Source organism: Streptomyces sp. NPDC054872 (assembly GCF_053610705.1).
Genome location: NZ_JBSGYY010000006.1, coordinates 252,464 through 263,872, shown reverse-complemented (window position 1 = coordinate 263,872; position 11,409 = coordinate 252,464). Strand labels below are relative to the sequence as shown.

Genomic DNA, 11,409 nt, shown 5'->3' with positions numbered 1-11,409 from the left:
GAACGCAGAGCCGCCTCGTCTGCCGCGGCCACGGCTTTCGAACGAGTACGGGACGCGGGCGATGCGGCAGCGATGTGTGCGGCACTGGCACCGCAAACGCGGCGCGAGGTGGAGGAGTCGGAGAAGAAGGCGTGCGTTGATGCCATCAGCGCGCTGGAACTTCCGGCCGGCGGCCCAGTTCGCGACGTGGATGTCCATGGCCGCCAGGCACGAGCGGCGATGGCGTCGGACACGCTGTTCCTGTCGCAGTTCCCGGACGGCTGGAAGATCGTGGCGGCAGGGTGCGAGCCGCGCCCGGGCAGGCCCTACCAGTGTTCGGTCAAAGGAGGCTGACACGTGCGTCTCATGTTCACGCTCTGTCTGACCGTGGTGTTGGGTGGCTTGGCCTACTTCATCGCGGTGGGGCTGATGTATCGATGACTGCCGACGAGTCGCCGCCCCCGCGTGACGTACAGGGCCGGACCGAGGCTGACACCACAAGGGACCACCGCGTGCGCCGCTTCGTACGGGACAACGGCATGAGCCTGGGCTTCGGCGTCGCGTTCCTGCTTGCACTGGCCGGACAAGCGGTCGCGGGATGGACGGAGTTCAACAACCAGCTCACCACCGATGGGCTCGCACACATCGGCTTCCTCGCTTATATCGCGTCCTCCGATTTCGCGGTGGACGTGACGGAGAACTGGCAGTCGGAGTACCTGCAGTTCTTCCTGTACATCTTCGCCACCGTCTGGCTCCTTCAACGAGGTTCACCGGAGTCGAAGAAGATGCACAAGGCCGGTCCGGAGTCGGACAAGGACCAGCGCATGGGCGCGCACGCACAGCCGGACTCACCGCGCTGGGCGGGGGTGGGCGGGGCACGTCAGGCGGTGTTCTCCCGCTCGCTCGGCTTGGTGATGGCCGCGCTCTTCCTTTTGTCCTGGCTGGCTCAGTCGATCGCCGGCGTTGCCGCCTACAACGAGCAGCAGCTGCGGCAGCTCCAAGCACCCATCAGCTGGACGCAGTACCTCGCGTCTGCCGACTTCTGGGACAGAAGCCTGCAGAACTGGCAGTCCGAACTCCTCGCCGTCGCCTCCATGGCCATCTTCTCGGTCTACCTGCGCCAGCGCGGTTCCCCCGAGTCCAAGCCCGTGGGAGCACCTCACTCCTCAACCGGCGTCGAGGGGTGAGCAGGCAGCCCCCGGCCCGGTGTCGTGCCGGGGGTGCCATGGTCTGCCTGCGCGTGGTGACTTCGGCAGGGGAGCGGACGGACTCTAGCGAGGGGTGACTGAGCCGTCGTAGACGTTGTCCGGAGTGGCGACCGCGGTGATCGCCCGGGCGAGGATGGTGGAGGGCTCCTGGCCCTTGCTCGTGATGTCCGTATTGATCATGATCACGAGGGTGGCCTTCTTCGCGGGCAGATAGACCGTCACGGTCTCGTACCCCGGAATGGAACCGTTGTGCCCGAGCCATCCGTTGGCCTTGAAGATGCCCAGACCGTAGCTGAGGCCGGGGATGCCCGTCGGTAGCGTCTTGAGCCGCTGTGCCTGGATCTTGGGGCTCAGGAGTTCCCCGGTGGCCAGGACCTTGGCCCAGCGGCGCAGGTCGTGCAGGTCCGAGATCATCGCACCGGCTGCCCAGGCCCAGCTCGGGTTCCAGTTCGTCGCGTCGGCGACCTTACCGCTGAGTGTCTGGTTGGTGTAGCCGCGCGGGTGCGGATGGGGAAACTCGTTGCCCTGCGGGAAGAGCGTGCGTTGCAAGTGCGCGGGGCGCAGCACCCGTTGGTGGATGAAGTCGGCCAGCCGGTGCCCGCTCACCTTCTCGATCACCAGGCCGAGCAGGACGAGATTGGAGTTGGAGTACTGGAACTTCTTGCCGGGCGCGAAGGTGTTCTTGTGCTTGAAGCCGTACGCGAGGGACTGCCGAGGGGTGAAGGTGCGCTGCGGGTCGCTCAGCAGGTCGCGGACGAAGCCGGGGTCGGCGGTGTACGGGAACAGGCCGCTGCGCATCTCCGCGAGATGACGCAGCGTGATCTTCTTCCCCTTGGGGACGCCCTTGACGTACTTGGAGATCGGATCGTCAAGTCCGATCTTGCCCTCCTGCACCAGCTTGAGCAGCGCTGTGACGGTGAAGGTCTTGGTCTCGCTGCCGATCCGGACAAAGGAGTCGGCGGACATGGGTTCGCCGGTGTGTTTGTTGGCTACCCCCTTCGCGCGGACGTAGCAGCCCTTGCCGGGCATCCACAGCCCGACGACGACTCCGGGGATCCCCGCCTTCGGGGCGATGTCGTCGATGGTCTTGTCCAGCCGGGCGGTGAGCTTGCGCCCGAGCCCGTCCGACGAGCAGTCGTTGTTGTGGGGGTGGGTGTTGCCGGTCACGTCAACGGCTGCGGCAGGAGCGGCTGCCGTCGGCGCCCATACGGCCATGGCGAGCAGCGCGGCGCAGAGCAGGCGGCGGGAGGGGGAACGTCTCATGCGGGGTACCTCATCCAGTCGGCGACATTTCGGGGACGACGGCCCAGGTCGGTCGGGGACGGTCGGTCCCGGTCGGCAAGAAGATGACCACCCCGGCCCACGACGCCTCTTGCACTGCTGATCCCGCACCGAGGAGTCCACCCGTTCGGAGTTACCGGGACGGCCCGGACAGCCCCTTCCAACTGGGCTTGCCCGCCGCCTCGTGGCCGGAGGCATGGCGGGATTGGATGGCAGCCCGCGGTGGCGTCCGGTGGCTTCCGGTGATGGAGGCGAGACGCAGGTGGCCGCACTCATCGCGGCAGCAGGCGCATCCGGCGACGAATTCGGCGCGTCGTAGAACCTCTCCCAAGCAGGCGGGACGACCAGGGCCGGCCCGGCGTCGTCAGGTGCCTGCGCTCATGGGCATTGCCCACCCTCGCCCTGCTCTTCTTTCGAGGCGCGTCGCCCGCGCGTGATCGCCAGGACGCTCCCGGCGACCCCGATCACGGCGATGGCCAGAGCGATGCTGACCCCGCCCTGAGTATCCCAGTACACGTCTTCCAGGCTGATCAGCAGTGCCGCCTCGTCGACGATGAGGGCCAGGCCCACTCCGTAGGCCAGCCCCATCCAAGCGCGCGTCCGTGCTGAGCGATCTACCAGGCCTGCCGCGCCGACCGCCGCCAGCAAGAGGATTCCCCACACGTAGTGGTGGATGTGTAGCCCGCCGGCCTCCATGTCACCCACCCCGGCCACGTCGATGTGGATGAGCCACGTCAACAACCGCATCCCGCCGAACGTGAGGGAGAACCCCCACCAGGCCAGTACGAAGCCGCGCCGCTTGGGGGAGATGCCGGGCAGCAGACGCAGCCAAGGGGAGGGACGTCGGGTCTGCTCGGGCCGTGCAGGGACAGGAGCCTTTGATGACGTCACCCAAGTTCCCCCGGTTCCCCGGCCGTGAACTTTTGGATCAGCGATGCCACCGCATCTGGCGCACTGTAATGGCACGCATGGGCAGCCCCCGGGATCTCGACCGCTCGTTCGTCGCCGACCAGTTGTGCTACCCGTCGACACCAGGGACCGGAGGCGACGGTGTCGCCCGCTCCTCGTACGACGAGTGTCGGCACGCTGATCTTGGTCAGGTTCACCTCGAAGGACTCAGCCGAGTCCCGCAGGGCGTGGCGGAAGGAAGCAGCGCAGCGCAACGGGCCGGTCAGCAGGTAATCCAGCACAGCAACGGAGAGCAGGCCGAGGGGCTCGCGGGGCGCGTCGCACAAGAGCCGGCCGCATTGGCGCCAGCCCGACGCACCTGGGTCGAGCGCCGGACCGACCATCACCATGCGGCTCACCAGGAGGGGGTGGCGGGCGGCGAAGGCCGCGGCCACCTGGCAGCCGACCGAGTTGGCCACCAGCAGACTCGGCCCCAGCGAGAGCCGCTGGTGCCAGCGCGCCAACGCTTCGGCCAGCTCTCCGACGCCGGGCGCACGGGCCGCGACGGCCCGCGAACGCGCATTGCCCGGCAGGTCCGGCACGAGCAGGGTCGCCCCGCTTGCGGCCAGCCGCCGTGCGAGCGGCACGAAGTAGCGCCCCGAGAGCCCAAGTCCGTGTACCAGTACGGTGGCTGGGGCACCTTCGCGCGGCCGCGCTCCGAACCTGCGGGTGAAGAGCCCGGCTTCTGTCGTCTCGTCCACTGACCCACCATCACCGCTTTCACGGCCGCGGTCTTCGCGCCCTCTGCGGGGCGGATCGTTCACCACCCTTGCGGTGCGGCAAATGGGGGAGGCGTGGGACTGACAGACCTGAACGTCTAACGGGGCTGCTCCAAGAGGTCCTCGCCTGTCGGGCTGGTCAGTTCCGTCCGGTCGTTCATGCCGCGTCCGGCCGAGGCCGCAGGCCGAGCAGGACGTCCTGGACGAGATCGGCGCTGCGCCTGACCGCGTCGTCGCCGAAGCCCAGGAAGTGCCGGTAGTGAATCGGCGCGTAAAAGAGGTCGACCATCACGTCGGTGGGTACGTCGGAGCGGAGCTGCCCGGCGGCGACGGCGGAATCCAGGCGGGCCCGGCACTCCACGATGCTGGGCTCGAGGATGGTTTCACGAAACGCCTTCATCAGCGCGGGGTCGTTCTGGGCCTCGCCCATGACGCCCTTGAAGGCCTCGCTGATCCTGCCGGTGATCAGCCGTTGGCTCACCGCGGTGATCTGGGTCTTGAGGTCGGCGGCGATATCGCCGGTGTCCGGAAAGGCGAAGTCGTCGCCGAGTTCCTCGCTCATCGCCTCCAGCACCACCGCGCCCTTGGAGCGCCACCAACGGTAGATCGTGGGCTTGCCCACGCCTGCCTGAGCAGCGATGGCTTCGATGGTCACCTTCGCGAAGCCCTTGCGGCTCACCAGGTCGAACGCCGCATCAAGGGTCGCCCTGCGGGCGCGCTCGCTGCGCCGTTCACTGTTCGGATCGGGGGTCATGGTTCGCACCCTATCGCTCGCGTGACGTTACGTTTCGTTTCGCGTTGACAAGGCGCTCAGGTTGTCCTAGCTTCCATGGCGTTACGAAACGTTCCGTAACGTCAGTCGCGGGCCTGAGACCGCCGGGCCCGCCGAAACAGGGGAGAGGCATGTCGTCCAGCAACGAGAGCGCAGCCGCCGAGGGGTCCATCGAGAAGATCGCGACGAAGCCGGACTGGTACGAGCCGTACCTGATATCGCAGGCCGTCAGGGCCGGGGGCTTCGTGTACGTGTCCGGCCAGGTGGGCTTGGGGGAGGACGGGACGACCGTCGAGGGAGGGTTCCTGGCCCAGGGGCGGCAGGCGTTCAGGAACGTCGGACGGGTGCTGGAAGCGGCCGGCCTGTCCTTCACGGACGTGGTCAAGGTCGGCATCTTCGTTCGGGACATGGCGACGAACCTCCCGCACGTGATCACGCTGCGCGGCGAGTTCCTGTCAGAGCCCTACCCCGCCGACACACTCGTCGAGGTCGTCTCACTGGCGCAGCCCGACTGGCAGATCGAGGTCGAGGTCATCGCGCTGGACCGGAGCGCCGCATAAGCCAGGGACGCGTGACGGGGCATGCGACGCGTCGCGAGAGGAACTTCCCTGCCTTATAGGGATGCAGGAGCCCCGGCTGGACGGGGGAGACCAGCCGGGGCCGAAGGCGGTGACTGGCGGAGGGCGGTCGCCTCTCGGCGAAAGGCTCCACGGGGCTTCAGCCGAACGATCGTCCCCGTGGGCTATAGGTGAGGCCCGGGGACACTGTCCCCTCCGCAGCCACATCTAGATGAACGATGGGCCGTACACGGGTGTTCCCGGCCCAGGGCCCCTTCCGGGGTGAACTGGGGCACACTGCTGGAGGCCGCCGCCGTGCGATGCAGGAGCGAGGGCGACCGACCGTCGGGTCCGGACACGGCACCAAGGTCGCTTCAGGCCGGCTTGGTGACTCGGTGGCCCTCGTCGCCAGTGTGCGCGGGAGGAGCAACCCGAAGACGTGCGTCTGAGCGCCTCCGAAAAGACGTGCGCGCCTCTGCCGTTCGGGGAAGCGGGACCGTCACTATCGGTGCATGACGACGCGAGACGAAACGAACGCGTCCGGCCCGCAGAACCAGCTGCCGCCGCTTCCCGAGGACTGGGAGCGATGTCTGGCAGTGGCGGCGCATCCGGACGACATCGAGTACGGCGCGGCCTCGGCCGTCGCCCGCTGGACCGCTCAGGGCAAGCGGGTGACGTATTTGCTCGCGACTCGTGGTGAAGCGGGCATCGACGGTCTGCACCCCGCCGAGGCCGGACCGCTGCGCGAGGCCGAGGAACGGGCCGGAGCCCGCGAGGTCGGCGTAGATACGGTGGAGTTCCTCGACCACCGCGACGGCGTGGTGGAGTACGGTCTCGACCTGCGCCGCGACATCGTGCGCGCGATGCGCCGGCACCGGCCCGAGGTGGTGGTGACGGGCGCGTTCACCGTCCGGATGATCGCCGGTGTCACCAACCAGGCCGATCACCGCATGGTCGGCCTCGCAGCCCTGGACGCCGCGAGGGACGCGGGGAACCGCTGGGTCTTCCCGGAACTGGCCGACGAAGGCCTCGAACCCTGGGGCGGCGTCCGCCTCGTGTGCATGGCCGGCCCCGAACGTCCCACCCACGCCGTGGACGTCACCGGAGAACCCTTGGAACGCGGCATCGCCTCGCTGTCCGCCCACGTCGAGTACACCAAGGGGCTGGGGGAGCAAAGCTTTGAACCCCGTCCGTTCCTGACCTGGGCGGCGCGGATGGGCGGCCCCGCGCTCGGGGTCGAGGCGGCGGTCCTGTTCGACGTGCACCACCTGGCGTTCGAGGGGAAGCCGCCCTGGGTCGAGTAGGCTCCACGCCGCGCGTGGCCCGCGCCGAATTCCTGGTGGAAGAAAGGCGCAGAAAGGCAAGGCCTATAGCGGGGATGACGCGGTTCGCCGGGGGCTCGTGAAAGGTCGACTGGAACTTCGCGCACAGGTCGTGGCGGTGCGCCGTGGCGACGCACGCGAGCGGGAATCCTTGCGTCAAGACACCTCACATTGCTGTGCCGTCAAGTCGGAAGGCGGATGCCGAGCGCATGCGTGACGGCGTGAGGCCGTGGTCCTTCGTCGCGAGCGGTGCCCCGTTCCACGAGGGCCTGCTTGTTCGTACTGATGCCGCTTCGGTGGCGGCCTGCCTGGAGATCTGCCTCCCGCGGCTGCGTGCCCGTGGTCTGGTCATCCCTGAGTGACACAGGCGCGGTTGGCCGGGGTTGTGCGACCGCCTGTGTGCTTTCGAGCGGGTTCATAGAGGTGAGGCGCGAATAGGTAGCCGGCATGGTTGAGCCGATCGCTCGTCACCATCCTTATGCACCTTCATCCACCTTCATGCACCTTCACCCACCGCTGGGGGATGGATGACTTCGTGCCGGAGGCTGCGGTGACCAGCAACGGGCCGGGGTATGCGCCCGTGCACGTGGTGCCGTTGACCGCGAAATCGGTGGGCGCTGCATTCGCGCCGCTGTAGGTGAATTGCGCGTCCGTCCTGGCGGCGGTGGCCGCGATCTTCGCGTTGCACGAAAAGGCTTTTCGCGGTGATCGCTTTACCGGGCTGCGGCCGGATCGCGTTCCGGCCGCTGGCCGGTTTCTGGTTGCCGTTGTGGGTGTAGGTGAGGGTCCGGGAAGAGCGGTGAGCTCGGCGAGCGGTGGTGCCGGCTTGCCCGAGTCGGCGTCCCAATGACAGCGGTCCAATGCCGCCGGGCCCGTCTTTGTGGCATGCCTGGGGTCCTCCTTGCGGTTCGAAGAGCGAGGGGTGGCGTTGTGATGTGGGCGTCACAACCTGTGAACCAGTGGGAGCGCTCCCAAGGATGGGCACGGAGGAAATAGAGGTCAAGAGGCTTGAAGAGTCGAATTAATTCGACAGTGCAGAATTCCCAACTCCTCTATTGCTTGACGGGAGTTCAGTCTCTACAGTCCAGCAGCAACCAGTGGGAGCGGTTCCATCAGTCGACGCGACGGCCATGTGCCGGTCGCGCCCGAGCTGCAAGGAGTCGCTCATGCGCCACCCCCCGCGTCATTCGTTACACGCAATTCTGCTCGCGTGCGTCGTTTCGGCGGCCACGTTCGTCCCCATGACCGACGCCGCGTCCGCGGCCGCCCCCGCATGCTCGGTGGAGTACTCCGTCACCGGCCAGTGGGACAGCGGCTTCCAGGCTGCCGTGAAGGTCACCAACCACGCTGCGGCCAAGGACGGGTGGAGCCTTTCCTTCGCCTTCGCCGACGGACAGAAGGTCACCCAGGGCTGGGCCGCGAAGTGGTCCCAGTCCCAGGCGGCCGTGACCGCCACCAACGAATCCTGGAACGGCGCGCTTCCCTCCGGCGCAAGCCTCTCGGCCGGGTTCATCGGATCGCGATCGGGCGCCAACACCGCACCGACGGCCTTCAAGCTGAACGGCGCGACCTGCAACATCGACGTCACCGACCCGACCGACCCCACGGACCCGACCGATCCGGGCGGCGAGGGCGAGGCTCCGGCCCTGAAGGTCTCCGGCAACAAGCTCGTCGACGCCTCCGGCGCCACCCGCCGCATCCTCGGCGTGAACCGTTCCGGCGCCGAGTTCATGTGCGTACAGGGCCACGGAATCTTCGACGGCCCGGTCGATGACGCGTCAGTCGCAGCCATCGCCAACTGGAAGGCCAACGCTGTCCGGATCCCGCTCAACGAGGAGTGCTGGCTCGGCCTCGACAACATCAAGCCCGAGTACGCGGGCGACAACTACCGATCCGCCATCAAGGAGTTGGTCACCAAGGTCAAGGCCCACGGGATGACGCCGATCCTGGAGATGCACTGGTCGTACGGTCAGTACACCGGGAACTCGGCGGGCTGCGCTGACGTCCACGCCACCTGCCAGAAGCCGATGCCGGACGCCCGGTACGCACCTGATTTCTGGTCGTCGGTCGCCGGCACCTACAAGGACGATCCGACGGTCGTCTTCGACCTCTTCAACGAGCCCTATCCGGACCGCGCCACCTCCAACCTCTCGGATGCATGGGCCTGCTGGAAGGACGGCGGCACCTGCCCCGGCATCGGCTACGAAGTCGCCGGCATGCAGGATCTCATCGACTCGGTCCGTGCCACGGGCGCCAAGAACGTGATTCTCGCCGGTGGCCTCGCCTACTCCAACGACCTCGGTCAGTGGCTCGCCCACCGCCCCTCCGACCCGGCCGGCAATCTCGCCGCGGCCTGGCACGTCTACAACTTCAACACCTGCTCCACCGAGAGCTGCTGGGACTCCACCCTCGCACCCGTAGCGGCCCAAGTTCCGCTGGTGGCAGGGGAGATCGGCGAGAACACCTGCTCGCACGCGTTCATCGACCGCGTCATGAAGTGGTTCGACGACCGGAAGCTGTCGTACCTCGGCTGGACCTGGAACACCTGGGACTGCTCATCGGGGCCGTCCCTGATCAGCTCCTACGACGGCACACCGACCGCCTTCGGGATCGGCCTGCGCGATCACCTGCGCACCGTGAACGGATGACCGCCCCGCGCCGTGCGACCACCCCGCACCGTACGACCCACCTCCTCTCCAAAAACCGCCTCTTCTCCAAAACCCGTACGACCCACCTCCACTCAGGAAAGGGACACCGCACACCATGAGCCGTATCAGATCGCGAGCCGGTACCGCCGTGCTCACTGCCCTCGCCCTCACCGGCGCCGCCTGCGCCGGAACCGCCGTCGCACAGCCCGACGTCGGGGCCGCGGCCCCCGCCTGCACCGTCGACTACAAGGTGCAAAACCAGTGGGGCAGCGGCTTCACCACCGCCGTCACCGTCACCAACAACGGTGCCGCGGTCAACAGCTGGGACCTCACCTGGTCCTACGCGGGCAACCAGAAGGTCACCAACAGCTGGAACGCCGACCTCTCCCAGTCCGGCGCCGCCGTCACCGCCAAGAATGCCTCCTACAACGGCACGCTCGCCACCGGCGCCTCCGCCTCCTTCGGCTTCAACGCCTCCTACAGCGGCAGCAACGCCCTGCCCACCACCTTCAAGCTGAACGGCGTCACCTGTAACGGGGACACCGACCCCACGGACCCGACCGATCCCACGGATCCGACCGAGCCCGGAGACCGCGTCGACAACCCGTACGCCGGAGCCAAGGTGTACGTGAACCCGGAGTGGTCCGCGAAGGCCAAGGCCGAAACGGGCGGCTCCCGCATCGCGAACCAGCCCACCGGCGTGTGGCTCGACCGCATCGCCGCCATCAACGGTGTGGGCGACGGCATGGGCCTGCGCGACCACCTCGACGCGGCCCTCGCCCAGAAGGGCAGCGGTGAACAAGTCGTCCAGCTCGTCGTCTACGACCTGCCGGGCCGCGACTGCGCCGCTCTCGCCTCCAACGGTGAACTCGGCCCCACAGAGATCGACAAGTACAAGACGGACTTCATCGACCCGATCGCCGCGATCCTTGCCGACAGCAAGTACGCGGATCTGCGCATCGTCACCACGATCGAGATCGACTCGCTGCCCAACCTCGTCACCAACGTCTCCGGTCGGCCCACGGCCACGCCCAACTGCGACGTGATGAAGGCCAACGGCAACTACCAGAAGGGCGTCGCCTACGCTCTCGACAAGCTCGGTGACATCGGCAACGTCTACAACTACATCGATGCGGGCCACCACGGCTGGCTCGGCTGGGACGACAACTTCGGCCCCTCCGCCGAACTGTTCAAGACGACTGCCTCGGGCAACGGCGCGAAGCTGTCCGATGTCCACGGCTTCATCGTGAACACGGCCAACTACAGCGCGCTCAAGGAGAACAACTTCGCCATCGGCGACACCGTCGCGGGCAAGTCGGTACGCGAGTCCAAGTGGGTCGACTGGAACCGCTACACGGACGAGCTGTCGTACGCCCAGGCCATGCGCACCAAGCTGGTCTCGCTCGGCTTCGACCAGAACCTCGGCATGCTGATCGACACGTCCCGCAACGGCTGGGGCGGCACCGCACGGCCGGCCGGACCCGGCGCCACCACGGACGTCGACACCTATGTGAACGGCGGGCGCTATGACCGCCGCATCCACCTCGGCAACTGGTGCAACCAGTCCGGCGCCGGCCTCGGCGAGCGGCCGCAGGCCAACCCGGCCACCGGTATCGATGCCTACGTGTGGATGAAGCCGCCGGGGGAGTCCGACGGTTCGAGCAAGGCCATCGACAACGACGAGGGCAAGGGCTTCGACCGCATGTGCGACCCGACGTACACCGGTAACCCGCGCAACAACAACAACATGTCCGGGGCGCTGCCCAACGCGCCGGTGTCCGGACACTGGTTCTCCGCCCAGTTCCAGGAGCTCATGAAGAACGCCTACCCCGCGCTGTAGGCGCACTGCACTCCGCCGAGGTCCGGGCCCGTACGCTGCCGGGCCCCGGCGGAGGATCTCCTGCTGGTGGCCGTCAGCGCACCGATGCTCCCACCCCCTGCCGACCGTGCATGCGCCCAGTCGGCAGGGGGTGAT

Annotated in this window: 10 protein-coding genes; 6 read left to right on the top strand and 4 right to left on the bottom strand. The window is 67.6% G+C overall.

Going from position 1 to position 11,409, the window contains the following annotated elements; all coding sequences use genetic code 11:
* The first annotated feature begins 108 nt into the window (after positions 1-108).
* Both ACWGIH_RS10240 and ACWGIH_RS10235 read left to right on the top strand, forming a co-directional pair.
* Positions 109-333 (top strand): hypothetical protein, encoded by a 225-nt coding sequence (locus tag ACWGIH_RS10240; RefSeq protein WP_453446734.1) that lies wholly within the window; start codon positions 109-111, stop codon positions 331-333.
* An 83-nt stretch (positions 334-416) separates the two neighbouring features.
* Positions 417-1,166 (top strand): DUF6766 family protein, encoded by a 750-nt coding sequence (locus ACWGIH_RS10235; RefSeq protein WP_453446736.1) that lies wholly within the window; start codon positions 417-419, stop codon positions 1,164-1,166.
* A gap of 84 nt (positions 1,167-1,250) precedes the next feature.
* Here ACWGIH_RS10235 and ACWGIH_RS10230 read toward each other — a convergent pair whose 3' ends face one another.
* The 4 genes from ACWGIH_RS10230 to ACWGIH_RS10215 form a co-directional block, all read right to left on the bottom strand.
* Positions 1,251-2,450, bottom strand: a complete 1,200-nt coding sequence (locus ACWGIH_RS10230; protein WP_453446738.1) for a serine hydrolase domain-containing protein — start codon at positions 2,448-2,450, stop codon at positions 1,251-1,253.
* A gap of 396 nt (positions 2,451-2,846) precedes the next feature.
* Positions 2,847-3,215 carry a hypothetical protein gene (locus ACWGIH_RS10225; RefSeq protein ID WP_453510305.1) on the bottom strand — a complete coding sequence of 123 codons (369 nt, stop codon included), beginning with the start codon at positions 3,213-3,215 and terminating at the stop codon, positions 2,847-2,849.
* Positions 3,216-3,355: 140 nt separating this feature from the next.
* Positions 3,356-4,117 carry an alpha/beta fold hydrolase gene (locus ACWGIH_RS10220; protein ID WP_453446741.1) on the bottom strand — a complete coding sequence of 254 codons (762 nt, stop codon included), beginning with the start codon at positions 4,115-4,117 and terminating at the stop codon, positions 3,356-3,358.
* Positions 4,118-4,292: 175 nt separating this feature from the next.
* Complete coding sequence (locus ACWGIH_RS10215) at positions 4,293-4,889, bottom strand: TetR/AcrR family transcriptional regulator (protein ID WP_453446743.1); 597 nt, start codon at positions 4,887-4,889, stop codon at positions 4,293-4,295.
* Between the two features lie 149 nt (positions 4,890-5,038).
* On the opposite strand from ACWGIH_RS10215, the gene ACWGIH_RS10210 reads away from it, so the two are divergent.
* The 4 genes from ACWGIH_RS10210 (at position 5,039) to ACWGIH_RS10195 (ending at position 11,274) form a co-directional block, all read left to right on the top strand.
* Positions 5,039-5,467 carry a RidA family protein gene (locus ACWGIH_RS10210; RefSeq protein ID WP_453446745.1) on the top strand — a complete coding sequence of 143 codons (429 nt, stop codon included), beginning with the start codon at positions 5,039-5,041 and terminating at the stop codon, positions 5,465-5,467.
* Positions 5,468-5,976: 509 nt separating this feature from the next.
* Positions 5,977-6,768, top strand: coding sequence for a PIG-L deacetylase family protein (locus tag ACWGIH_RS10205; RefSeq protein ID WP_453446747.1), 792 nt, complete (start codon positions 5,977-5,979; stop codon positions 6,766-6,768).
* A gap of 1,259 nt (positions 6,769-8,027) precedes the next feature.
* Complete coding sequence (locus ACWGIH_RS10200) at positions 8,028-9,434, top strand: cellulase family glycosylhydrolase (RefSeq protein ID WP_453446748.1); 1,407 nt, start codon at positions 8,028-8,030, stop codon at positions 9,432-9,434.
* A 115-nt stretch (positions 9,435-9,549) separates the two neighbouring features.
* A complete protein-coding gene (locus tag ACWGIH_RS10195; RefSeq protein WP_453446750.1) occupies positions 9,550-11,274 on the top strand; it encodes a glycoside hydrolase family 6 protein in 1,725 nt (574 codons plus the stop codon).
* Positions 11,275-11,409 lie beyond the last annotated feature (135 nt).